This window comes from Nitrosomonas sp. Nm132 (assembly GCF_900100485.1).
Classification (GTDB): Bacteria; Pseudomonadota; Gammaproteobacteria; order Burkholderiales; family Nitrosomonadaceae; genus Nitrosomonas.
Window position 1 is genome coordinate 23,723 of the sequence record NZ_FNDH01000001.1, and the last position, 25,952, is coordinate 49,674.

At 49.5% G+C, this 25,952-nt stretch carries 16 protein-coding genes; 8 read left to right on the top strand and 8 right to left on the bottom strand.

From position 1 onward, the window contains the following. Positions 1-259: 259 nt before the first annotated feature. The 4 genes from BLP80_RS00100 to lptC are packed head-to-tail and all read right to left on the bottom strand — an operon-like array spanning position 260 to position 3,714. Complete coding sequence (locus tag BLP80_RS00100; protein ID WP_090538908.1) at positions 260-1,723, bottom strand: RNA polymerase factor sigma-54; 1,464 nt, start codon at positions 1,721-1,723, stop codon at positions 260-262. Between the two features lie 54 nt (positions 1,724-1,777). Continuing rightward, entirely contained in the window at positions 1,778-2,500 is a 723-nt protein-coding gene (lptB, locus tag BLP80_RS00105; protein ID WP_090538910.1) for an LPS export ABC transporter ATP-binding protein, read from the bottom strand. Positions 2,501-2,539: 39 nt separating this feature from the next. After that, positions 2,540-3,094 (bottom strand): lipopolysaccharide transport periplasmic protein LptA, encoded by a 555-nt coding sequence (lptA, locus tag BLP80_RS00110; protein ID WP_090538912.1) that lies wholly within the window; start codon positions 3,092-3,094, stop codon positions 2,540-2,542. A 26-nt stretch (positions 3,095-3,120) separates the two neighbouring features. Further along, a complete protein-coding gene (gene lptC, locus BLP80_RS00115) occupies positions 3,121-3,714 on the bottom strand; it encodes an LPS export ABC transporter periplasmic protein LptC (RefSeq protein WP_090538915.1) in 594 nt (197 codons plus the stop codon). Between the two features lie 347 nt (positions 3,715-4,061). Between lptC and nadA the strand changes: the two genes are divergently transcribed. From nadA to clsB, 3 genes are all read left to right on the top strand, one after another. Then, entirely contained in the window at positions 4,062-5,162 is a 1,101-nt protein-coding gene (gene nadA, locus BLP80_RS00120) for a quinolinate synthase NadA (protein WP_090538916.1), read from the top strand. Positions 5,163-5,250: 88 nt separating this feature from the next. After that, positions 5,251-6,003, top strand: coding sequence for an endonuclease/exonuclease/phosphatase family protein (locus BLP80_RS00125; protein WP_090538918.1), 753 nt, complete (start codon positions 5,251-5,253; stop codon positions 6,001-6,003). Next, positions 6,000-7,169: a cardiolipin synthase ClsB gene (clsB, locus tag BLP80_RS00130; RefSeq protein WP_090538920.1), complete on the top strand. Its 1,170-nt coding sequence runs from the start codon at positions 6,000-6,002 to the stop codon at positions 7,167-7,169. The genes BLP80_RS00125 and clsB overlap by 4 nt, the downstream gene beginning before the upstream one ends. 80 nt (positions 7,170-7,249) lie before the next feature. Here clsB and BLP80_RS00135 read toward each other — a convergent pair whose 3' ends face one another. The 3 genes from BLP80_RS00135 to BLP80_RS00145 form a co-directional block, all read right to left on the bottom strand. Further along, entirely contained in the window at positions 7,250-8,020 is a 771-nt protein-coding gene (locus BLP80_RS00135; RefSeq protein ID WP_090538922.1) for a DUF3750 domain-containing protein, read from the bottom strand. A 41-nt stretch (positions 8,021-8,061) separates the two neighbouring features. After that, complete coding sequence (locus tag BLP80_RS16505) at positions 8,062-8,946, bottom strand: transglycosylase SLT domain-containing protein (protein ID WP_305367309.1); 885 nt, start codon at positions 8,944-8,946, stop codon at positions 8,062-8,064. A gap of 858 nt (positions 8,947-9,804) precedes the next feature. Continuing rightward, the gene (locus BLP80_RS00145; protein ID WP_090538924.1) at positions 9,805-10,107 is read right to left on the bottom strand and encodes a DUF4389 domain-containing protein; all 303 of its coding nucleotides are present in this window, start codon (positions 10,105-10,107) and stop codon (positions 9,805-9,807) included. 682 nt (positions 10,108-10,789) lie between these two features. Here BLP80_RS00145 and BLP80_RS00150 point away from each other — a divergent pair. After that, positions 10,790-11,359, top strand: coding sequence for a DedA family protein (locus BLP80_RS00150; RefSeq protein ID WP_090538926.1), 570 nt, complete (start codon positions 10,790-10,792; stop codon positions 11,357-11,359). Between the two features lie 283 nt (positions 11,360-11,642). Here BLP80_RS00150 and BLP80_RS00155 read toward each other — a convergent pair whose 3' ends face one another. Continuing rightward, positions 11,643-13,124: an alginate export family protein gene (locus BLP80_RS00155; RefSeq protein ID WP_090538928.1), complete on the bottom strand. Its 1,482-nt coding sequence runs from the start codon at positions 13,122-13,124 to the stop codon at positions 11,643-11,645. Positions 13,125-14,411: 1,287 nt separating this feature from the next. On the opposite strand from BLP80_RS00155, the gene treS reads away from it, so the two are divergent. Genes treS through BLP80_RS00175 form a run of 4 tightly spaced genes read left to right on the top strand, consistent with a single transcriptional unit; the run spans position 14,412 to position 25,904 of the window. Continuing rightward, positions 14,412-17,729: a maltose alpha-D-glucosyltransferase gene (gene treS, locus BLP80_RS00160; RefSeq protein WP_090538930.1), complete on the top strand. Its 3,318-nt coding sequence runs from the start codon at positions 14,412-14,414 to the stop codon at positions 17,727-17,729. After that, positions 17,722-18,951, top strand: a complete 1,230-nt coding sequence (locus BLP80_RS00165) for a glucose-1-phosphate adenylyltransferase (RefSeq protein WP_090538933.1) — start codon at positions 17,722-17,724, stop codon at positions 18,949-18,951. Before treS ends, BLP80_RS00165 begins: the two co-directional genes overlap by 8 nt. Next, positions 18,926-20,791, top strand: a complete 1,866-nt coding sequence (gene treZ / locus BLP80_RS00170) for a malto-oligosyltrehalose trehalohydrolase (RefSeq protein ID WP_256324888.1) — start codon at positions 18,926-18,928, stop codon at positions 20,789-20,791. The genes BLP80_RS00165 and treZ overlap by 26 nt, the downstream gene beginning before the upstream one ends. After that, positions 20,784-25,904 carry a malto-oligosyltrehalose synthase gene (locus BLP80_RS00175; RefSeq protein WP_090538937.1) on the top strand — a complete coding sequence of 1,707 codons (5,121 nt, stop codon included), beginning with the start codon at positions 20,784-20,786 and terminating at the stop codon, positions 25,902-25,904. Before treZ ends, BLP80_RS00175 begins: the two co-directional genes overlap by 8 nt. Positions 25,905-25,952 lie beyond the last annotated feature (48 nt).

The following is a 25,952-nucleotide window of genomic DNA, read 5'->3' on the forward strand; positions in this document are numbered from 1 at the left end:
CCGCCACCCCAGCAAAATTTTTAGGGTTGTGCAGAGGTCTTATCAAAGGAATTGGTGATAATTCCCCGAGAATCAGTTTGGCTTGCTATGGATTACCAAGGGTTTTAGGCTTTTCTTGAGCAGAGGAAGGTTTTATCTTAATCCGGCTGATTCAAAGAGCACAGGATTTTCTGGGAATATCCAGCCAGCCTGGAATTGCCGGGCTAACATGAACAAGCCATGTATTTTTAGCTGCAACTGATACTTATTTTTGATGCGATCAAAGCATTCTACGAAGGCTAACTGGGGGAATTTGCATCGATTCGCGGTATTTTGCAACAGTACGGCGCGCCACAATAATTCCCTGCTCTCCCAGAATTCCTGAAATCCGGCTATCAGTAAGCGGCTTCTTCGGATCCTCACTTTGTATCAACTGCTTGATTAAGGTACGAATAGCAATCGCAGAGCGGGTTTCTCCGGTATTGGTTGCAACATGGCTGCCAAAAAAATACTTGAGCTCAAATATGCCGTGGGGGGTATGCATAAACTTTTGTGTGGTCACACGTGACACGGTGGATTCATGCAAATTCAGAGCCTCTGCAATTTTCCGCATGATGAGCGGACGCATGGCAATTGCGCCATGCTCGAAGAAAGCCTGTTGGTGCTCAACAATGACAGAGGACACTCTAAGTATGGTTTCAGAACGCTGTTGAATGTTCTTAAGCAGCCACTTGGCTTCACTAAGCTGATTCATCAATATTTGAGCCGAATTGTTTCGATCACGCTTCAATATATCAGCATAAAGTTGATTAATACTGAGATGAGGAATCGATTCAGGATTAAGTCTTACTGTCCACGTACCCTCCTGCTTGCTCACCATCACATCAGGGATGACATAGCGCGAGATCGCTGAATTGAATGCCTCGCCAGGCCTGGGATTCAACTGAGTGATCAGTTGCTGCACCGAACGCAGGCAATCATCGTCACAATGCAATAACTTTTTAATTTGTTTGTAGTCTTTTGAAGCGAGTATCTCAAGATCATGCCTAACGAGCAAAAGCGCCTGCTGACGGTAGGGCGTTTCTTCAGGAAGCGCCTGCAGCTGCAAAGCCAGGCACTCTTGCAGATTGCGCGCACCTACTCCGGGCGGATCCAGTTGCTGCAAGTATTTCAGCGCAGCCTGCAAGTCTTCCAGATGAATACCCAGCTCCACCGGCAGCATCTCTAATAGCTCCTGCAGATCTTGTCTCAGGTAACCATCATCATCCAGACTATCGATTAATATCCCAACGATATGACGGTTACGCTCGCTGATCTGGGTTAGGCTGATCTGCGTCGCAAGATGCTCACGCAAATTGGGAGGAGTGATCGCTTGTTGTGCAAAATCGCCTCCCTCTTCATCGCTCTCGCGATTACCGTAAAAGGTTTCATAGCCGTTAAACCCATCGGCATCCTCATTTGAGGGCAGCATCGAATCACGATCATTTTTTTCAGAATATGCTACATCGTTTGATTCGATTTGCGAACTCGGGATATCTGGAGATAATGCAACCGGGTCATCTTGATCACGAACTCGCCCATAATCAGCACTCTCGCCTAGTTCCAGCAGCGGATTATTTTGTGTAATACGCTCTATTTCCTGATTCAGCTCAAGTGTAGAAAGTTGCAGTAATCTAATTGACTGTTGCAGCTGTGGCGTCAGCGCAAGACCGGGAGTTAATTTAAGCTGAAGAGTGGGCTTCATGGTTCTGAAAAAGCAGCAATCACTGAGCTATCTTCATAGATTCAATTCTCATGTTCAAAGCCGAAAATGTTCTCCCAGATAAACTTCCCTGACACGCTCATTATCGATGATGTCATTGGGTCTTCCGCTGGCAAGCACGGTCCCCTCGCTGATAATATAGGCGCGATCACAAATTCCTAATGTTTCTCTCACATTATGGTCAGTGATCAGCACACCGATGCCACGTTCTTTGAGAAAGCCAATCACTTTCTGGATATCCATGACTGCGATGGGGTCTACGCCTGCAAAGGGTTCATCCAGAAGAATAAAACTTGGTTTGGATGCTAAAGCACGCGCAATCTCCACCCGCCGCCGCTCACCACCCGATAAACTAATGCCCAGGCTTTCCCGCAAATGACTGATATGCAAATCGTGCAGCAAATTATCCAGCCGTTGCTGAATTTCAGCATCGCTAAACCTCTGTAACTCCAGTACCGCCAGGATATTATCTTCAACTGAAAGACGTCGAAAAACGGAAGCTTCCTGAGGCAAATAACTCAAGCCCAGGCGCGCACGCTGGTGAATCGGCATTTTGCTTAAGCTACGTTCGTTCAAATATATTTCACCATCGTCTAACGGAATCAATCCTACGACCATATAAAAACAAGTGGTTTTACCCGCTCCATTAGGACCGAGCAAACCTACCACCTCCCCACTTCCGACAGAAAAGGACACATTCCGGACGACGGCACGGGATTTATAGCTTTTCTTTAAATTATCGGCTTTCAGTACGCTCATGGTATTTTCTGAATAATCTCTCCGGTTACACGAAAAAGATTATTCTTCAGTGTCTATTGTTTGGGGTGACTTTGTTTTGGGTTGAATAATCACCTGCACCCTGCTTCTTGAATCTTCCTTGGCATTTTTCTCCTTGTGTCCCGTCACCTGGAAGAAATCGCGCGTAACATCATAAGAAATATAATCGCCCTGCACTTCATCCGTTCCCCGCTTCAACCGCGCCTTGCCAAATAACTCGATTTTGTTGGTTTTATCATCATATTCGACGCGCTGGCTCCAGCCCTCAATATATTCGTCAACACCATCGCGTTTCTGCCGGAAACTGACAAGATTGCCATAGCCAGTCGCATACCGGAAACCTTTGAGATCCTCTTTCATAATGACCTTATCCGCCCGAATGATGAGCGTCCCTTGAGTAAGAATGACGTTACCCGTAAAAATACTCGTGCGAAAATTATCTCTGCGTTTGTAATCTTCGACTGTGGCGCTATCTGCTTCCAGATGAATCGGTTTATCACGGTCAGCACGTTCTGCGAGGGTGGCATCCGCAAACAGCGTGCCAATGACTAGTAAGGCGAAAAAGAATACATTCATTTTTTATGATGATTTAGTTTGACTCGCTACTTCTTGTTCGAAGGTCGATCAGCGCTCCCGGGCTTTTTATCATCTCTCGCTTTTACCCTTGATTTCAGCTCGATACGTCCCGTTCGGTTGTTTAACTCCATCCCTACCGCATTCACGATGGTATTCATCCTCGCTATCGTCACAGGCTGGTCAGTTTTTGCAATGTCAGCGTCAGGAATGAGATGTAGAAATTGGGTGCTCATCGTTATCTTATCTGCCTCTTCTTCTCTCGAGATGACGACATCTCCCTTGAGATAGATATCATTCTTACCGGCGGTTAGTTCTGCGCGATCGGCATTTATCCGTGTCACCGGCTTATCAGGTTGGATAATGAGAAAATCAACCGGCTCAAGATAGGTGATATCTCCTTCTGGAAAATGAGTCATCACGTCTGCGGAAAAAATATGCCGAATCGCTTTATCATGAACCACCTCGACACCCGAGAGATTCTCAATAATATAGTCAGGGTTGTTATTTAAACCATTATCTTCACGAATCCTTGGCTGTTGAATCGTTTGATTCAGCAAGAACGTTAACAATATAAGTATAATCAGAAGAACAGCCGGACCTGGGGGCAGACGATGAATCATCTCACGATACTACTTTGTTTCCCATGATATTTTCCCTAACCCGTTAATGAAAAAAATAACTGGAGAATCGCTTGGAAGTAACAATTTATATTGGTTAACTACAAAAAAACCTAACAAGTTCTTATGATTTATTTGCTTGGATCATTATAGCAAAGTCACACTCTAATCAATCAAGCAATCAGGCAATCAAAAACGCTTTTAATATTTTTATCGCAAGGTGACATTCTTTAAATGGAAAAAGCATCCAAGACTTCATGTAGAATTTTTTACATTGCCCTCTTTAAACTTGAATCCCTGTCACAATATGATTATGGTAATGTATTTCCTCAACAAATTTTGAAATAACCATGCACGCAAACGCCATTGATTTTGAAAATTATGAGCTGCTACAGGATGAAACCTGTGCGCAACGGATCATTGCTGCCAAAGAAAAACTGGGAAAACGTGCTGTTATCCTGGCGCACCATTATCAACGAGCGGATGTCTATCGGCATGCCGATCTAACGGGAGATTCTTTAAAGCTGTCTTATCTTGCCGCACAAACGGATGCTGATTATCTGGTTTTTTGTGGCGTACATTTCATGGCAGAAGTGGCAGATATCCTTTCAAGCCCGGAGCAGATCGCTATTCTACCCGATCTGGCAGCGGGTTGTTCGATGGCTGATATGGCCAATCTCTCCAAAGTAGAAAGAGTCTGGCGTGAACTGGCTGAAATACTTGATCCCGAAGAAGCGATTACGCCTGTGACCTACATCAACTCGAGTGCTGATCTAAAAGCTTTTTGTGGAGAACATGGTGGGATTGTTTGCACTTCCAGCAACGCCACTAAAATTCTGCAGTGGTCGTTTGCACAACGCGAAAAAGTGCTATTTTTTCCTGACCAACATCTGGGACGCTGGAGTGGTTATAAGTTGGGTCTCTCACTGGAGCAAATGCCTGTCTGGGATTTTGATGAGCCCATGGGAGGATTAACCGAGGAGCAAATCAGAAAAGCCAAGATCTTGTTATGGAAAGGCCATTGTTCTGTGCATCAGATGTTCCAGCCGCAACATATTCTGCGATTCCGCAATCAGTATCCTGAAGGTTTGGTGATTTCACATCCGGAATGCAGTTTTGAAGTTTGTAAAGCTTCTGATTATGTCGGCTCTACTGAATACATCATCAACACCATCCGTGAAGCCGAAGCAGGAACACGTTGGCTGGTGGGCACCGAATTGAATCTGGTTGGGCGTATTGCGGAAGAATTCAAATCCCAAGGAAAAATCGTCCAGTTCATGTCACCGATGGTGTGCATGTGTTCGACCATGGCACGGATTGATCCTCAGCATCTGGCATGGTCGCTGGAAAATCTGGCGACAGGTAATGTAGTCAACCCAATCAGAGTCCCGCCACACGAAGCTAAGCTTGCCAAGCTGGCACTTGAAAAAATGCTGGCGGTTTCCAGGTAGCGATGGCGCCCAATACAGTAAATATCTCAGGAGGAGTCATAGAAAGAAAATTTTGGCTTTCTGATTATGTCATTTCTTAAGGCTGTCCATGATCGATAAACTGCATATTGCTACCTACAATATCCACAAAGGCTTCTCCTATTTCAATCATCGCCTGGTACTGCACGAGCTGCGCGATCACTTGCGCGCGCTCGATACGGATATCATCTTTTTACAGGAAGTGATTGGGGAACATAGCAAGCATGCTTCCCGATTTGAGAACTGGCCAAACCGCTCCCAATATGAATTTTTGGCGGATTCAGTATGGCAAGATTTTGCTTACGGCAAAAATGCGGTATATGACGCAGGCCATCATGGCAATGCCATTCTCAGTCGCTTTCCTATCGTAAACTGGGAAAACGAGGATATTTCGTCGCATCGGTTTGAGAATCGCGGCTTGCTTCACTGTGAAATCAGTATCCCCGGCTGGCAGGAAAACCTGCACTGCATTTGTGTTCACCTCGGATTATTCAGGCGTGGCCAGCGCAGACAGCTCCAGGCGATGGAGAAACGTATCAAACAACTCGTTCCACCCAATGCGCCCCTCGTGATTGCAGGAGATTTCAATGACTGGCACGGAACAGCCAGCCGTATCCTGGTGAAACATCTTGAATTAACCGAGGTGTTTGAGCAGGCCCACGGTAAAACCGCCCGCAGCTACCCTTCCATTTTCCCCTTATTGCGTCTTGATCGGATCTACGTACGCGGCTTCCGGGTAAAAAACGTATGCGTCCACCAAAGTCGCACTTGGTTGAGAATCTCTGATCATGCAGCTTTATCCGCCAATATCATACGTGCATGAAACGCCTCGAGTTTATCGATGGAAACCGGATTGCACTGTTGCACAATGGTACGGAATATTTCCCAGCGCTGGAAACTGCAATTGATGAGGCCAGGCAGGAAATTCATCTTGAGACTTATATTTTCAAATACGACCTAACAGGCATCAGCATTGCCAATGCATTAAAGCGAGCCGCCCAACGCGGTGTTGCCGTTCATCTGCTGATAGACGGATATGGCTCGCTTGATTTTCCCAAAAAAGCCATTCAGAGCTTGCTCACTTCGGGCGTTCAAGTTCTGCTATACCGGCAAGAGGTTTTTTCTTTCCGTTTCAGACGCCATCGGTTACGCCGCTTGCATCGCAAACTCGCCGTCATTGATGGCAGCATTGCTTTTATTGGGGGAATCAACATTATCGATGATTACTACAAACTTGGAGAATCCTCACCACGTTTTGATCATGCGATAAAAATAGAAGGCCCTCTGCTCCCTACCATTCATTCTGCAGCCAAACGTTTATGGATGCTGGTCGCCTGGGCGCATTTCAAGAAACGCTGGACGGCTCATCTCGAGCTGGAGCCTACCGCAACACCGGTTGGTAACCAGCGCGCAGCCTTTGTTATCCGCGACAATCTTCGTCATCGGCGTGATATTGAACGCGCTTATCTCAAAGCAATCGCCACCGCCTGCAATGAGATCATTATCGCCAACGCTTACTTTCTTCCTGGCAGAAATTTTCGTCGCGCCCTCATTCATGCAGCCCGCCGCGGCGTATCGGTCATCCTCCTGCTCCAGGGAAAAATTGAATATCGCATACAGCATCATGCCACACGCGCCTTATATGCCAATTTACTCGATGCAGGCATCAAGATTTATGAATACCAGAAGAGTTATCTCCATGCCAAGGTAGCTGTCATAGATCACTATTGGTCAACAGTCGGCTCTTCCAATATTGATCCCTTCAGCCTGTTCATGGCGCGCGAAGCCAATGTCATGATTGTTGACCAGGCATTTGCTCTGGAACTCAGAGCCAGTCTGCAACAGGCCATGGAAGACTCCAGGCCGGTATCAAGGAAATATTGGGGAAAGCAGTCCTGGATAAGCCGATCCTTGAATTGGATCAGTTACTACATTGTTCGAATTTTGCAAGGGATGCTGGGTAACGGCCAGGAAAGCACACGCGTCTAAAGCAGCACTCAAGCCATTGTTAGGCGGATACTGTTAGCGGAATTAGGCTGTTTCAGGTGCGCCTTCCGACTACAACAAGGCTATTCCGGAACTGAAACAGCCAGCCTGTTCAGTGCGCTCAGGTCAATACGCCCAATCAATGGCAGCTTAATCGCAGCGGGACTGGGAGAAATGCCGAACGTCAGTCCAAGCAAATTGATTTCGACCCCTTCAACTTCACTGACGATGACACCCAGCAGTCCATACAAGGACCATTGCCAGCCCCTTCCGCTGGGTGCGGCCGCAACCAGGCTACTGCCAAGGTAATCCTTGCCAATTGCCGTAGGGGGCAGATCGAGCCCGAGTTCTGGCACAGCACGCGAAACCCAGGCAGTAAAGGTATTCGAGTTTGGGCCAGGCCACATGGTGTATTCCCTTGCATAAGGATAGCTATGTGCGGCTTCTTCGATACGGGCAATCAATGCATCCACACTCTCTCCGCGCTTTTCAACCAGCAGGATTGGCATGCTGCCGAACCAACGCCTGTCAGGTTGTTGCTGATGAATCGTCAATACCGAGCCGCCCCGGCGCAAATACCAGCCAATGACTTCATACACGGTGTAGGTTCTGGCGAGTGATGGTTTGACCGCAATCCAGGTATGAACACCGAAATAGCCGCGCCAACCATAAGCACGCGCACCATAAACCTGTATGATCGCTTCCGGAGTTTGTTCAGGATCGGGAGCCAGCCCGACTGATTCGCGACTGGCGGTCCGCCAGCCTGCACTGACATGCTCCGTGACAAAATGAATCAATAAAGCCGTTGCAAAAACAGCGAACAAAAGAAGCTTGACGACAGTCTTTAATTTCATCTAAAACGTATAAAAAAGAAAATGTTTCTGAGATCGTTGATTCAGTTCTCAACACTATTGGACGATACGATTACTGACGTTCGGTTAACGATATCAGATTGATAAGGATGCGTGGACTTTTTGTAGCGCATTCTTATCTTTTCCACATAACTGACCGTTTCCTGATAGGGAGGGATACCCCGGTATTTTTCAACGGCGCCTTCTCCAGCATTATAAGCAGCCGCCACCAGAGTGACATCCCCTTTAAAAAACGCCAGCAGCCAGCGCAAATAGGCCATTCCACCCTTAATATTTTCTTCAGGATCAAGAGGATCTTTTACCCGAAATCGTTGCGCGGTTTCAGGAATCAGCTGCATCAGTCCCCGCGCGTTTTTGGGTGAAACTGCTTGGGTATTGAACCCTGACTCTACCGAGATAACAGCAAGCACCAGTCTGGGATCAATCTGATAATCAGGAGCCAGCTTGTGTACCAGTTTAGAAACTTGGTCATCTGGATAGAGAACCGCTTTTTCATACTTATCTTCGATATCTGACTGCAGGCAAGCGGGCAAGCGCGATGGCAAGATAGCCGGTGTATAACGAATCATTTTTTGAGCATAAGCATGTCCCTGCTCTGCCGCCATCAAGAATAACTGGACCGCGATACTGTCATCTCGCTCCACCCCACGCCCGTTAGCATACATCCACCCCAGGGCGTACAGTGCATCGGGTGATCCTAACCTGGCTGCCCGGCAGTAAAGTTCGGCAGCTTTTTCTCTATCCTGCGGGAAACCTTCAGCATGCTCATACTTGACTGCCAGCGCCACCAGTTCTCCAGGATCGTTCCCAGTCATCATTGAATCCGACAGCACCTGGGGTAAGTCGCTGTTCGCCACCGCAGCGCCCGCCCAGAACATCAAGGTCATCAATAATATCAGTTTCCGCAAATACAACTGCATTTTCTCGCTTTGTTATCAGTGAATCATGCCAGGTTAAAAAGGGTTTCAACGAATTATTAGTTCGACCAACTAAAGATCTAGTCGCCAAATTAAATTTATAGCAATAAGCTTGACGCCTGAATAACTACGACAGGCGTTGGTGATCTTAACCCGAATAGTTCATAAATTGGCACGTGTCCTCACTTGCCTTTTGTTTTAATTAATAAGAAAGATTTTACTCAGTCGGGTGTATGAGTCACTACACCCCTCCTTCTCAAAACTTCCCTATGAATCAAAATCCTGCGTGATCATCACGCGAATTTATGAAATATTCGGGTTAAACTTCACCTGCCCGATCAAAAGTTATTCTTTCTTGAAGAAAATTAAAATAAGCAAAAACCTTAATTTGATCTAAGCACAATGCTTAAAAAAACGGGAAATTTTGCAAATCGATGATCTAACTTTGAAGTATCCTCTGCAATAATTCACGCAGACCTTGGCTGGCAAGACTAACCCGAATAGTTCATAAATTGGCACGTGCCAATTTATGAACTATTCGGGCTAACAATGTTAAGAGATAAAATTGTATGCATATGCAGTATTGTCTGTTTATTTGTTACCCTTTAGCATTACTATGCAACAAAGCCAGATTGGTTTGATCCGTTGCTCCCCCCTCTGCTTCAGACGCCGATCTGCTTTGTTGATTTTTTTACTGATTGCTCCAGCCAAATCATTGCAATAAATGGGGTGTATGAATCATGCTGCAAACACCGGTCACTTCAATGACCAGATCAATAGCCGTTATAATCAATTCCTTATCTTGTACTTCCTGAGCTCAATTTATTTCCGTATCGCGATCAGTCAAGATTACTTTTTATTTTCATCATGATTGCTGATTTCACCAGGCCAGGCGCTAAATGGAAAAGGCCGTTGCTCACTATTAAACGTAAGAAAAATAATGATTTGATAAACGTATGCTGCCAGATTCTGGCCGAACTTGAGTAACTGAGCATTGATATTGCCAGACAGCACGATGGAAAAGAACTGAAACAGCATTACCAGAACAATCAGAAATTCAGCAAGGCCATAAACGAAGACAAAAAACAGCATATAAAGTCCGTGTATCCATGTCTCAGTTTTTTGTAATCGTTGTTTGATTTCATCTTTCATAAAATTTCCTCATAAAAGCATCCACGCTATCCAGGATTCCTAATCTTGTTTTTTTATCACGATCATACTCATTCTATCATCGCACCGATTATGCATTTGCTATAACGCCGGATAGTATATTTACTCATCACAGATCCTCTATTTTGTTCACAATCAGCATCAGTCTTGGCGTAACATATCACATCGCCGCAGGCTGGTGTTTGAGGTTCTGATCCAGTGTTCTAACGGAGCTGCCAACGAGACCGCCGGTGACACCTTACTCCGCGCGTTCACTGTTCATTATCGGTTATGGGAAATCTACTACGCGTAGTACCTGCGATTAACCCGAATATTTCATAAATTCGCGTGATGATCACGCAGGGTTTTGATTAATAGGGAAGTTTTGAGAAGGAGGGGTGTAGTGACTCATACACCCGACTGAGCAAAATCTTTCTTATTAATCAAAAGACAAGTGAGGACACGTGCCAATTTATGAAATATTCGGGTTAATAAAGTCAATTTGAATCCGGATCTGAGAACTGATGCCTGATGAAATTGGCGGCAAGCGCTTAATCTACCAGGACATGATCAACTCAAGTATGCTATTCAAGTAAAACTATATACTCATCGCTCCCAAAAGGAGTCCATACTCCGATTTCAGCGGGCACCGTTTGACTTGAAGCATTGATTGGTTATAACAAAAGTGTCTTTAGAAGAATTAATAACAACATATGGATATAGCGCAATAGCTATAGGCGCCTTTCTGGAAGGCGAAACTATTCTCATTTTGGGAGGTTTTGCAGCGCATCGAGGCTATCTTGAGTTACCATGGGTTCTGGTTAGCGCGTTTCTAGGCACATTACTTGGTGATCAACTTTACTTCTACATTGGTCGTGTAAAAGGTAAAAGTATTCTCGAGAAAAGACCCCATTTGAAATGTAAATCAGAAAAAGTGTTTGCAATTCTAAATAAACACCAGACGCTGTTGATACTAGGATTCAGATTTATGTATGGTTTCCGGACGATCACGCCGTTTTTGTTAGGAGCATGCGAGATACGTCCATTTCGCTTTCTGATCCTGAACTTTATTGGTGCGCTTATTTGGTCAATGACCATTGGAATCATGGGATATCTGTTGGGCCATACGCTCGAGCTTATTATTGACGATATCAAGCGTTATGAGGCATGGCTATTTATTGGTCTGTCGATTCTGAGTGCAATCGCCTGGTGCATCTACTTCCTATCAAAGAAAAAATCATCAACAAATAAATAACCCGGAGAATGCTAGCGTATCTCTAACACATTCCAAATAGTCTCTTTCAACCGCATCGATTAGCAGGTTAACTATCCAGTTCGAGTTATCCCGAACTGGATAAAAGGATGTTGAAGTTTTGGCAGAGCACGCAGCTATGCCATACCCCTTCTCACCCAGGAAATACGGCTCTGACAATGCCCAAACTTCATCTGTATTATCATGCCTACGAGAGGCTAAATTTACCGAACTGATGGCAAATCTCCCCACCATACATGGGCGATTCGCCAATCATGCCTTATTCCTAGAATTTCAGGGTAGCCATGGTATACCCATAATTGGTATCAGCTTTTTCAGGACCGTTCGGTACTTTGTCAAAGTAATCACCTTTGAATATATGGCTATACCCTATATCAAAGCTCACGCGTTTTAAAAAGCTCCACTGGGGATCCCATCCTACGCTGATATCCAGCATATTCCCCAAGAAGCTACCTGACCGACCGGTTCGGTCTTGCAGGCCGCTGCCTACATATGCGCCATGTTTATCCGCTAACCAATACGCACGGTGTGACATCATGAGTCTAACATTAGGAACGGGTAAAAGCACCGCACGAAAGCCTGCGGGTGAGAAAAGATTGGAAGGAAAAAATGGTCCAAACATTCCGGTAGGGCCATACTCTACGCGGCGTTTTGCATACAGAATATCAAAATTTTTCCTTGGGTCAGGATCTCCTGATGCATAATCAAACAGGTAGATCAACCTGAAAGGCATTGCCGTTTCGAAGCTATATCCTATTTCTCCGTGATGGCGATGCGCGAAAATATCGATGTCTTGGGTGTCCCCAAACTGATACATGGACTCAATTTCATAATCGAAATTGCCTTTGACAGGCTTGGCAAATAACCTGAAACCGGGAGTAGATAAATTACGTTGCCTGACATTATTACTTTCATTTAGTTGAAACCAATATACGTCTACATTAGCCCAGCGCAAATCACGGTTGGTAATATGTGCGCCTGAAAAATAAGTTTCGGGCGTATTCCAATCCAAATGCGTCACTTCCCGATTGACAGGGCGGGTGCCAAATACATGAAAACCCCATTTCTCTTTATCGTTGCCTAACGAAAATCGTATTCCATCAAAAGTAGGTGTAAAAGGCCCCCATCGATGCCCCCCGACCAAGCGTGATTCCCCATATTCCAGAATCATGCGCCCGACTTCAAATTTTGCGCCATATCCCGTTCCCAGAAAATCCTTGGACAATAGATCGAGGTGAAGCTGGGAGAAATCAAAATGGTTGGCAAAAGCCGGTGAGTGATCTTGTCCAAAATTCGCCAGTGGCGCACGGAAATCGGTCAGTTCAAGCGTGAACCGGAAAGGATCAATAATATTCTGAACTTCGAACAAGAATCTTGTCCGTTGATGGATCTGATCATTAAAACCCGGAATGGCTCTGGTAAAGCCATGATCATACACGTCGTAGCGTGTTCGGTGCTCAATGGCCAAATTAAGCCAATCTGGCGCCATGGCAGCAAGCGGCGTTTTATGGTTCTCCATAAGATCGGTTAATCTATCAAAATCAAACCGGGTACGTCCCACGGTTTCTTCCGCACTGAATGGCGCCCCATTGGGCGCAGTATTGTTTCTGACAATAATTGATGATTTCTCAGCTTTCACTGCCTCGGTATTTTTCGCTTCCGCAGCGAGTGTGATGTTACCTCCCATGAAACATCCAATAATGGATGAGATCGCAAGCAAGTTATTTGTATATTTTCTTCGCATCATTACCTTACACTCTCCTTTAAAATCGAGAAATCCAAGAAATATTGGTTATTCATGGATTTGATTACCCGAATATTTCATAAATTGGCACGTGCCCTCACTTGCCTTTTGATTAATAAGAAAGATTTTGCTCAGTCGGGTGTATGAGTCACTGCACCCCTCTTTCTCAAAACTTCCCTATTAATCAAAATCCTGTGTGATCATCACGCGAATTTATGAAATATTCGGGTTAATTCTAAAATTGCAATCAACAGTTAATGCGCACAAGCTAACGGAATTAATGCCAGTCTATGAAGAATCAGAAAATAATTGAGAATTTAGCAAGGTGAAGATGAGAAACGCTTGTCTCGTCATGACTATTCTGTAATGCGACATACCATCGCTATATTGCTGATATTTGGTGGTTCTACTGCTCTGCATTTTGCTCCCCCCCTCTAAAAGGTAGCTTTCCTACGCATAAAATTTGCCCACAAGGCCATAGATTAATTAATGCAGGCAAATCAACTGCTTATCTCAAATAAAAATAATATGCAAGATTTCCCTTATCTTGCGTGCCGGGATGTTTTGTTGGAAACAGTGTAACTCTCGGAAAGTAAAAATTTTGTGATGCCTTGCCGGAATATGCCTATGAACTATTTTCAGGTTAATCCGAGTATGCGGAGAGTCGGCCCCGATCCCCTTGTGATCCCCTGAAAATAGTTTGGTTGCTCCCTACATTCTCTATAAATGACTTGACCATGCCATCATTACTCGGTACGGTAATAACAGGAAATGCTTGCATTAACCATTATTTCCAAGGTTTTATTTTCCTCATAGCTATCTAATTCTGAATAGGTCGTTATCTGGGTTGGCTAGCAGGAGAGGAAAATCTCCGGGAAATTAGACAATCACGACTTTCAGCTTTCAGCACTTTCAACGCTTGACGCAGGCAAAACTTGATAAAAAGTTTCCAATTAAGCCCGCGCTGAAAGGTGTGCGATGAAGTTTCATTAACCCGAATATTTCATAAATTCGCGTGATGATCACGCAGGATTTTGATTAATAGGGAAGTTTTGAGAAAGAGGGGTGTAGTGACTCATACACCCGACTGAGCAAAATCTTTCTTATTAATCAAAAGGCAAGTGAGGGCACGTGCCAATTTATGAAATATTCGGGTTAACTGCCCAGGCTAGCGCCAGATGGCAACAAGCTGGGCAAAAGATGGATGCTTCGGCAAATCAACTGCAAAAATAATCTCTATTAGAGCGCTACCGCTCTAATGCGTCGATTGACTGGTAATAGGAAGGATCTATGAGTATCACAGAGGATATTCTCTGGTATAAAGATGCCATCATTTATCAATTACATGTGCGCGCTTACTGTGACAGCAATGGCGATGGCATCGGTGATTTTGCCGGATTGACCTCCAAGCTGGACTACTTGAAAGAGCTGGGGATCAATACGCTCTGGTTGCTGCCGTTTTACCCCTCACCCTTGCGCGATGATGGTTACGACATCTCGGACTACCGCGGCATTCATTCCAATTACGGCACACTGGCCGACTTTCGCACCTTTCTGCACGAAGCCCACCAACGCGACCTCAAAGTCATTACCGAACTGGTCATCAACCATACCTCGGATCAGCATCCCTGGTTTCAGGCGGCGCGCGTGGCTCCCCCAGCTTCCGCCAAACGCAACTATTACGTCTGGAGCCAGACCGTCAAGAAATACGAGGAAACACGCATCATTTTCACTGATACAGAGAAATCCAACTGGGCGTGGGATGAAGTCGCAAAAGCGTATTACTGGCACCGCTTCTTTTCACATCAACCGGATCTCAATTTTGCTAATCCGCATGTCGTCGAGGCCGTGCTGCGGGCCATGCGCTTCTGGTTCGACATGGGAGTAGATGGCATGCGGCTGGATGCCATTCCCTACCTGTGCGAGCGCGATGGCACCAGCAATGAAAATCTTCCCGAAACCCACGCCATCATCAAGCATTTGCGTGCCGAACTGGATCAGCATTATACCAACCGCATCTTCCTCGCTGAGGCTAATCAATGGCCGGAGGATGTGCGCGAATATTTCGGCGATGGCGATGAATGTCACATGGCTTTTCATTTTCCGTTGATGCCGCGCATTTTTATGGCAGTGGCCCAGGAAGATCGCCATCCCATCATCGAAATACTGGCACAAACCCCGGAGATTCCAGAGAATTGCCAATGGGCCGTGTTTCTGCGTAATCACGATGAATTGACCCTGGAGATGGTCACCGATCGCGAGCGCGATTACATGTACCTCACTTATGCATCCGATCCGCGCGCGCGGCTCAACTTAGGCATCCGGCGCCGGCTGGCGCCGCTGATGGAAGGCAGCCGGGCCAAGATTGAGCTAATGTACAGCCTGCTGCTGTCCATGCCGGGTGCCCCCATTATTTATTATGGTGATGAAATCGGCATGGGTGACAACATCTATCTCGGCGACCGCAATGGCGTGCGCACGCCGATGCAATGGAGTCCCGATCGCAATGCAGGATTTTCCCGGGCCGATCCGCAGCGGCTATATCTGCCGCCCATCATGGATCCGCTCTATGGCTATGAAGCTGTCAATGTGGAAGCGCAAAACCGCAACGCGAGTTCATTACTTAACTGGATGCGGCGCCTGATTACCACGCGCAAAGCACAGAAAGCCTTCGGCTGTGGCTCCATCAAATTTTTGCATCCGGGCAATCGCAAGATACTGGCCTATCTGCGCGAATACCAGGACGAGAGCATTTTATGTGTGGCCAATCTCGCCAACAGCGCTCAGCCAGTTGAGCTGAATCTCGCTGCGTACAAAGGCCGCGTTCCTGTCGAATTAATGGGGCGCACCACCTTCCCTGCCATTGGTGAGCTGCCTTATTTACTGAGCCTACCCAGTTACAGTTTTTACTGGTTCCATCTGGCCACCGATGTGGAAGCCCCTGTCTGGCATCTGGACAAACTCCCCCGTGAATTATTGCCGGTACTGATCCTACCTGAAGGATTGCTGAGTGCGTTGATGGCCAAGCCTGCAGGTGTGGTAACGGATGTCCTTGCCCGCAAGCCCCGCGCACAGCTGGAAACCGAAATATTGCCACCCTTTCTTGTTACTCAGCGCTGGTTCGCAGGAGCAGGACAACCCATCACAAAGTTGGAATTAGACTTGAATCAAACCTGGAAAACCACTGAAGGCAAAGGATGGTTGCCATTGTTGGTCAAACTCCTGTTCGATTCGGGTGCAACACAGAACTACTTTCTACCGCTGGGCCTGATGCTCGGGGAAGCTGCCGATCAGCACTATCATGCCTTGTCGCCGTGGATGCTGGCCAAGGTCAGGCAACGTGCGCGCGAAGGCATACTCTATGATGCCTTGGGTGAAGATGCCTTTTGCCGCTTCCTGCTGGATGCCATCGTGACAGAGATGCGTCTCCCCTTTGCCTCGGGTGAAATGGTATTTTCCAGAACCTCAGCATTCCCGGCGCTACCGGAAACAGTGGAGATCATCCGGCCGGGAGTGGAACAGAGCAATACTTCCATTGTTTATGGCGACCAGGCTATTCTCAAGGTCTACCGGCGCGTGCAAGAAGGCATCAATCCAGAACTGGAAATGGGGCGGTTTCTGACTGAAATATCACCGTGCCCGAGTGTACCTCCTTTGGCTGGCAGTCTGGAGTATCATGCCCATGATACCGTCACTGCGATTGCAGTACTGCACCGGTTTGTACCGAACCAGGGCACCTTCTGGAACTACACGCAAGACTACTTAGGCCGCCACTTCAAATTGTGCGTGGATGAACCCGAGCACGCCCGTGAGGCTGAAGTGCATGCAGTCTACCTGGTACAGATGGAAACGCTCGGACGGCGCACGGCAGAATTGCATCAGGCATTGGCCAAGACCACAGGCAATGCTGCCTTTGACCCTGAGATCCAGCCGGTCAGCGAAATTACCGCTCAGGCGGCGCAGTTACGGATAAATCTTGCCACTGTTTTCGACAAACTGGAACAGGCATTATTACACCTCTCTGAACCGTCACGCGGGATTTGTGAACGCTTGCTCAGTCAGCGGCCACGTATCCTGGATCGCATTGCCTATGCACTGCCAGATGAACCTCCTTTATATAAAATCCGCATCCATGGTCATTATCACCTTGACCAGATATTACTCACTCATAACGATTTCACGATCACTGATTTCGAAGGCGACCCTGAACAATCGTTAGAAGCACGGCGTACCAAGCAATCTCCCCTCAAAGACCTTGCGGGAATGTGTTACTCACTGTCTGCCGCAGCGCGGCAAGCACTCAGCCGGCATCTTGCTGAACGTATTGATCACCGTGACTTGCTGGAAATCTATGCGCATCAGTGGGAACAGACGGCTACCGATGCTTTTCTATCTGGCTACCGGGCAGCGATAGCGGGATACTGCGCTTATCCAGCCGAACCGGCACAGGAACAAAAACTGCTTGAGCTGTTCCTGCTGGAGAGAATACTGGATGAACTGGATAAATCCCTGGCTGAACAGTCTACCTGGCTGGAATCTGCAATGCTGATCCTGCTCAACTTAATCGGGCAAGCCATGCTCTCTTCTGGAGGTGATACCCATGCCTAATCCGAAAATACTGGCAATGGTGATGGCAGGTGGCGAAGGTAAACGCCTTTACCCGCTTACCTGCGAACGTTCCAAACCTTCGGTGCCTTTTGGAGGCCGCTACCGTATCGTTGATTTCGTGCTGTCCAACCTGGTGAACTCTCATATCTTTGCGATCTATTTGCTGGTGCAGTACAAATCGCAGTCGCTGATCGAGCATATTCGCCGTTCCTGGGGGTTGACACCCATTTTTCCCGAGCAATTCGTCACTGTGGTGCCACCGCAAATGCGCGAGGGCCCCGAGTGGTTTCAGGGCACGGCAGATGCGGTATATCAGAACCTCAATCTGATTCGCCAGCACGCCCCGGATCTGGTAGCGGTGTTCGGCGCCGATCATATTTACCGCATGGACGTGCAGCAGATGGCCCGGTTTCACCTGGAGAATAATGCCGACGTGACCGTGGCAGCGTTGCCAGTACTGCTTGCGCAGGCCAGCGCTTTTGGCGTGATCGAGAGCACTCGCGACGGGCAAATACGCCAGTTCCATGAAAAGCCTCAACATCCGCTCTCCATGCCGGAAGATCCGGCCCGAGCCTATGCTTCGATGGGTAATTATCTGTTCAGTACCAACACCTTGCTCGCCGCCTTGGAGGAAGGTAAACATCGCGGTGAAAAAGATTTCGGCCACCACCTGTTACCGCGTTTGTGTCAGCGTCACCGGGTATTTGCCTACAATTTCTCCGACAATCGTGTGCCTGGCGTGCGTGATTATGAGGAGTCGCACTATTGGCGAGATGTCGGCACGATTGATGCCTATTTCCTCGCCCATCAGGATTTGCTGGGGATCGAGCCGAAATTCAATCTGTTTAATCCCCAGTGGCGATTCGCCTCCAGCGAATACCTGGGTCCCTCGGCGAAATTCATCCGTGCTGAGATCGAGAACAGTATCATCGGTGACGGTAGTTTCATCAAGGGTGCCAGCGTCCACAACTCTGTTATTCGTCGAGAGGTGTTAATCGAAGAGGATGTTGAGATCGATGAATGCATCGTGATGGATTACACCGTTATCCGTCGGGGCGCACGACTTAAGCGCGCCATCATAGACCGCTACAACCTGATCGGAGCCGGCAGTCGAATCGGTTACGATCGACAAGCTGACGCCGCGCGTTACACCGTCACAGACTCAGGCATCGTGGTCGTGCCAAAAGGGAAATACAGTGGCTATATCGGTCATTATTTGTAATGAAATGGGTATGAAACGACAACATTGCATGCCCTTCGGCGCTGAGTTTACCCAAGAGGGCAAGGTACGTTTTCGTCTCTGGGCGCCAGCAGCCCATCAGGTCATGCTGCTGGTCGACAATGAAGCGCCGATGCCCATGCAGGCGGCAGGACAAGGGTGGTATCAGTGGGTAAGCGAGCAGGCGCGGGCGGGCAGCCGCTATCGCTATCAAATCGACAGTGGATTGTGCGTACCCGACCCTGCTTCACGCTATAACCCTGACGACGTGCACGGAGCCAGCGAGGTGATCGACCCCGCTGCGTTCGACTGGCAGGATGGTGCCTGGCGTGGCCGGCCCTGGGAAGAGGCGGTGATTTATGAAATTCACGTTGGCAGCTTCACCCCACAGGGCACTTTCGCGGCTATCGAGCAAAAACTGGACTATCTGGCTGGACTCGGCGTGACCGCCATCGAACTGATGCCCGTGGCCGATTTTCCTGGACAGCGCAACTGGGGCTACGACGGCGCCTTGCTGTTTGCGCCGGACAGCGTCTACGGTACGCCAGAAGATCTCAAACGCCTAATACAAAGCGCGCATCAGCGTGGATTGATGGTGTTACTCGATGTCGTCTACAATCACTTCGGGCCGGAGGGCAATTATCTTCATCTGTATGCCCCGCAATTTTTCACGGAACGGCACCACACTCTCTGGGGCGCAGCGATCAACTTCGATGGTGAAAATTCGCGGATCGTACGCGATTTCTACATTCATAACGCACTTTACTGGCTGGCAGAATATCACTTCGACGGCCTGCGGCTGGATGCGGTGCACGCCATCCTCGATGACAGCCGGCCTGATATTCTGGAAACGCTGGCGCAGGCGGTGCGCGCAACACTCGGTGCGGAGCGCCACATTCACCTCATCCTGGAAAATGACCACAATGCCGCCCATTACCTCATGCGTAGACAGAACGGACAAACCATCCATTACGATGCCCAATGGAATGACGATGCCCATCATGCCTACCATGTGCTGTTGACCCATGAGCGTGATGGCTATTATGCCGATTACGCGAACCAAACTATCCACCATTTAGGACGCTGCCTGACCGAAGGATTTGCTTATCAGGGTGAGATTTCTGCTTACCGTCGGGGCGAATCTCGCGGTGAGCCGAGCGCTCAGCTGCCACCCACGGCCTTTGTCGCTTTTCTGCAAAATCATGATCAGATCGGCAATCGTGCGTGGGGTGAACGCCTGACGGTATTAGCTGCACCGCAAGCGTTGCGTGCTGCCACCATTTTGTTGCTGCTGTCGCCCTCGGTGCCCTTGCTGTTTATGGGTGAGGAATGGGGTGCATGCGAGCCGTTTCCTTTTTTTTGTGGATTTAACGGCGAACTGGCTGAGGCCGTAACCGCGGGACGGCGCAAGGAATTTGCCTGCTTCGCGCGTTTTCGCGATTCGACTGCACGGGAAGCCATTCCCGATCCCTGTGCAGTCCGCACCTTTGAGCTGGCCAAGCTGGACTGGCAGGCACAGAACCATCCGCCACACCGTGCATGGCTCATGTTATATCAGGAACTGCTGGCTTTGCGGCAGCAGATGATCGTTCCTCATGTGCGCGACATACGTGGCAGTGGTTTTGAAGTGCTGGCAGCGCATGCGCTACATGCCGGTTGGCAGCTTAGTGACGCTAGGCAGCTGGCAGTGTACGCCAATTTAGGAGAAACAGCGGCCAACCTGCCTGCCACGCCGCAGGGTAAATTGTTCTATGGGAGCGAGGTCGATCTTGATTACCGGCTTTCATCGGGTGTCTTGCCTGCATTCACCGTAGCCTGGTATCTAAGGGAGGACCATGAGTAAGCTTGAAAACGAATTTGAGTTACTGACCCATCTAAGCGAACTGGCGGGTATCTTGCCAGCCTACACCGATAACTGGCAGCAGCAGCACCTCACCTCCCCTACCACCCAGCGCATGCTGCTGGCTGCCATGGGGTTCGATGTGTCCACACCGGAAAAAATCGCTGCCGCCATTAAGGAGCGCGAGTTGCATCCCTGGCGGCGAGCGCTGGAAGCGGTGTCAGTGGTTCGAGAGCAGGCAGCTTGGGTACGGCTGGTCACACAGGACACTTCCGCTGATGAAGAGTGGGAATGGCGTCTGGATCTGGAAGACGGTGGCAACCTGAGTGGCCAGTTTCAACCGCAAACCCTGCCGCAAATTGGAGCCAGGAAAATCAATGGTATAGTGCATACTGCCTGGCAGCTCGCGATGCCCGGACGCCTTGCGCCGGGCTATCATCGCCTGACACTATCGCGTGCCGGTAAGCCCTGTGCAGAGCAGACCTTCATCGTTGTCCCCGCTACCTGTTATCAGCCTGAAGCCATCACTCATTCCGGCCGCATCTGGGGGCCAGCCGTGCAACTGTACGCAGTGCGGTCCGAGCGTAATTGGGGAATGGGCGACTTTACCGATCTGCGGCTATTGCTGGAGCAATGGGCAGCACAGGGCGCGGATATCATCGGCGTCAACCCGATGCACGCCTTGTTTCCGCATAATCCGGAACACGCGAGTCCGTACAGTCCTTCCAGCCGCTTATTTTTCAATATCCTTTATCTCGATGTGGAGGCCATCGACGATTTTTACGAATGCGATGCGGCGCGCGCCATATTACGCACGCCCGAGTTTCAGATCCGGCTGGAAGGATTACGGGCGACCGAGATGGTCGATTACGCGGGTGTCGCCGCGCTCAAGCTGCCCATGCTGGAAATGCTGTACCGCCATTTCTGTGAGCGGCACCTGGCAGCGGATAGCGAGCGTGCCGCTGTATTTCGCGCCTTTCAGACGCGTGAGGGTGAACGGCTGTACCGCCATACTCTATTCGAGGCACTACAAGAGTATTTCCATAATCAGGATCCCAATGCATGGGGTTGGCCGGTCTGGCCAAAGGCCTACCGCCATCCTGAAGCAGCAGAAGTACATGAATTTGAGGCCCAACATCGAGATCGCGTCGAATTTTTTGCTTACCTGCAATGGCAGGCTGACTTACAGCTTGCTGCCGTGGGATGGCGCTCACTGGAATTGGGACTCGGTGCAGGTCTCTATCTCGATCTGTCGGTCTCGGTCGATGGCGGCGGTGCAGAAGCTTGGGCCAATCAGGCGCTTTATGCCATTGGTGTGGGAGTAGGCGCGCCACCAGAGCTCGGCAACCAGCTCGGCCAGGACTGGGGGTTGCCGCCATTCGTACCGGATCGCCTGCGTGAGGCAGCCTATGCGCCTTTCATTGCCACGCTGCGGCATAATATGCGACACGCAGGCGCATTGCGTCTCGATCATGTCATGGGATTGATGCGTCAATACTGGGTGCCTGCTGGCGTATCACCTACTGAAGGCGCTTATGTGCGTTACCCTTTCGAGGATCTGCTCGGGATTCTGGCGCTGGAAAGCCAGCGTAACCAGTGCCTGGTTATCGGCGAAGATCTGGGAACCGTGCCGGAGGAAGTACAGGCTGCCTTACCGCCCTTAGGCATCCTCTCGTATCGTTTGCTGATAATGGAAAAAGAAGCAACGGGCAGCTTCACTGCGCCAGAGAACTATTCCGCCCAAGCGCTTGCGGCAGTGACCACGCATGATTTACCGACGCTGCCAGGCTACTGGCAAGGACACGATATCATCCAGCGTACGGCGCTCCGACTATTCAGCTCCGATGAGGCTCGCCGGACTCAGGTGGTCATGCGCTCCCAGGAACGCGCTTATCTCTTGCTGATGCTGGAGCAGACCGGATTGTTGCCGGAAGGGCTGACGGTTGATCCAGTGTCACTGCCAGTCGCCACACCGGAATTGATCCAGGCGGTCTATAGCTATCTGGCCCGCAGCCCAGCTCGGGTCCTGATGGTGCAAATCGAGGATATACTGGATGTACTGGATCAAGTCAATATTCCCTCCACCACCACGCAGCATCCCAATTGGCGACGTAAGCTCCCTATCAATCTCGAAGCCTGTGCGGCTGACCGCCGGGTACTCGCGCTGGCTGCAGCCATGCGGCAAGAGCGTCCTCGCACCCGTACTGCGCCCGTGCTGAAACGGCGCTTACGCATTCCCCTTGCCACTTACCGCTTGCAGCTCAACCGTAACTTCACCTTTGCGCAAGCAACGCAGCTGGTACCTTATCTGGCAGCACTGGGCATCAGCCATGCCTATTGCTCGAGTTACCTCAAGGCGCGTCCCGGCAGCAGCCATGGCTACGATATCGTCGACCACAACGCGCTCAATCCGGAGATTGGCACCCAGGAAGAATTCGAAGCTTTTTGTACCACATTGCATGCGCATGGTATGGGGCAAATCCTGGATCTGGTACCCAACCACATGGGCGTGATGAGCGCAGACAATCAATGGTGGCTAGATGTGCTGGAAAGTGGTCCCGCCTCGGTTTATGCGCCTTTTTTTGATATCGACTGGCAGCCTCTCAAAGAAGGGTTGCGTGGCAAGGTGCTGTTACCCATCCTGGGACGATCCTATGGCGACACCTTGGAAGATGGCGAATTAAAACTCAACTTTGACGAGGCGTGCGGGAGCTTCAGTGTATGGTATTACCAGCACCGCCTGCCCATCGCCCCACGCGAATATCCCCGCCTGTTGCGGCATCGCCTATCCCTGCTGGAAGCGCAACTGCGGCCGGATGACCCGGATTTGCAGGGACTCGCCAGTCTGATTACGGCGTTTGATCATCTGCCGCCACAGGAGGCGACCACGCCCGATAAGGTCCTGGAGCGGCACCGCGACCAGGAGTTGCTCAAACGGCGCCTCGCGGCATTGGCTGGTATTTCCCCGTCCATCAGACAGACCGTGCTGGATACGGTCAACGACTACAACGGTAGTCCTGGCGATCCCGGTTCTTTTGCTTTGCTGCATGAGCTGCTTGAAGCTCAGCCCTGGCGCGTGGCTAACTGGCGCGTGGCTTCCGATGAAATCAATTACCGCCGCTTTTTTGACATCAATGATCTCGCTGCCCTGCGCGTGGAAGACAATCATGTCTTTGAAGCTACCCATCAGCTGGTACTGAAATGGGTTGCCGAGGGTAAAGTGGATGGCTTGCGCATTGACCATCCGGATGGGTTATATGATCCCACGCAGTATTTTCAGCGGCTGCAGGAGCGCGTGGCGATGCGCTCCCCTTCAATGGAAGGAGAAAAAGCCATTTATATCGTGGCAGAAAAAATCCTCGCCAGCCATGAACCATTACGCGAGGATTGGGCCATCCATGGCACTACCGGCTATGACTTTTGCAATCTGGTCAATAGTCTGTTCGTTGATCTCCACGCGAGAACAACGCTGGAGCGCACCTATCGCTCGTTTACTCACGCCCGGCCCGATTTTGAAGAACTCGTTTACCGCAGCAAGCACCAGATCATGAAATATAGCATGGCCAGCGAACTGAACGTCATGGCGGGACAATTAAGCCGAATTTGCGAATTGCGGCCGCATACGCGTGACTTTACCACCAGTAACCTGCGTCATGCCCTTGCCGAAGTAATCGCTCGGCTGCCTGTCTACCGTACTTACGTGCGCGACAGCCAGGTTTCTGTACTTGATCGCCGCTATGTAGAATGGGCTGTGGCTCAGTCCAAGAAATTCACCCAGGTGCTGGATATCAGCATTTTCGATTTTCTTGGCTCTGTGCTCCTGCTGGACGCCGCGGCCGATAGAGACCCGCCCTATGCCGCCGCGATTACTGCATTTGCCATGAAGTTCCAGCAGCTTTCCGGCCCGGTGATGGCCAAAGGCTACGAAGATACCGCGTTCTATCTGTACCATCGCCTGATTTCCCTGGACGAGGTAGGCGGCGACCCTCGCCTCTTCGGCATTTCGGTAAAAGCCTTCCATGCCGAGAATGCCAAGCGGCTGGAACGCTGGCCTTATTCCATGCTCAATACCTCCACGCATGACAGCAAACGCAGCGAAGACGTGCGTGCGCGCATCAATGTATTGTCTGAAATGCCCAGTCATTGGCATCAGCAGGCGTTGCGTTGGCGACGGCTCAACCGAAGCAAGAAATTGCTGCTTGATCGCGAGGAAATCCCCAGCGCCAATGACGAATACCTGATTTACCAAACCTTGATTGGCATCTGGCCGTTCACGGAGCTGATTGCAGAAGAGCATGAAGCCTTGCTGGCACGCATTGAGGCGTATCTGCTCAAAGCAGTGCGCGAAGCCAAACAGCACACCAGTTGGATCAATCCGCGCATGTCCTATGAAGAGGGTCTATCAAGCTTTATCAGGAAGATACTGAATCTATCTGACAAAAACACTTTCCTGGCCGACTTCCTTCCTTTCCAGCAGCGTGTGGCCTACTGGGGAATGTTCAGCTCGCTCTCACAGACCTTGCTCAAATTGACCGTGCCCGGCGTGCCGGACATCTACCAGGGCAACGAGCTATGGGATTTCAGCCTGGTGGACCCGGACAACCGCCGCCCGGTGAACTACGCTCAGCGCCAGCAGTTGCTGAAGGAACTGGAAGCATCTGTAGCCGTTCCTCAAGATGCGCTGGCCAAGCAAGTCCGGCAACTGCTCGATGACATGACGGATGGACGCGCCAAGCTGTATTTGACGTGGCGCTTGCTGCATAGCCGCAAGCGATGGCCCAATGTTTTCCAGGACGGCGCCTACCTGCCGCTCATGACGGCAGGATCACGGAAAGATCATCTGTGCGCCTTCGCCCGCCAGGCAGACGAGATTACTCTGGTAATTGTCGCACCACGCTGGTTTTCACGGCTGATACCCGCAGCGTCAGGTCAACTGCCTTTGGGCAACACCGTGTGGGGCACCACAACGGTTGAAGTGCCTAATCTTGCTGCAGGAATGCGGGGGGTGAATGTACTGACAGGGGAAATCGTGGAAGTAACTCAAACAAATGACATCCCTACGCTGGCCGCTGCAACGCTATTCATTTCATTTCCGGTCGCTTTACTGCAATTCTGACCTTAAAGAAATTGAGTTCTGGATGGGTCATTATTCCGGGAAGAGGGG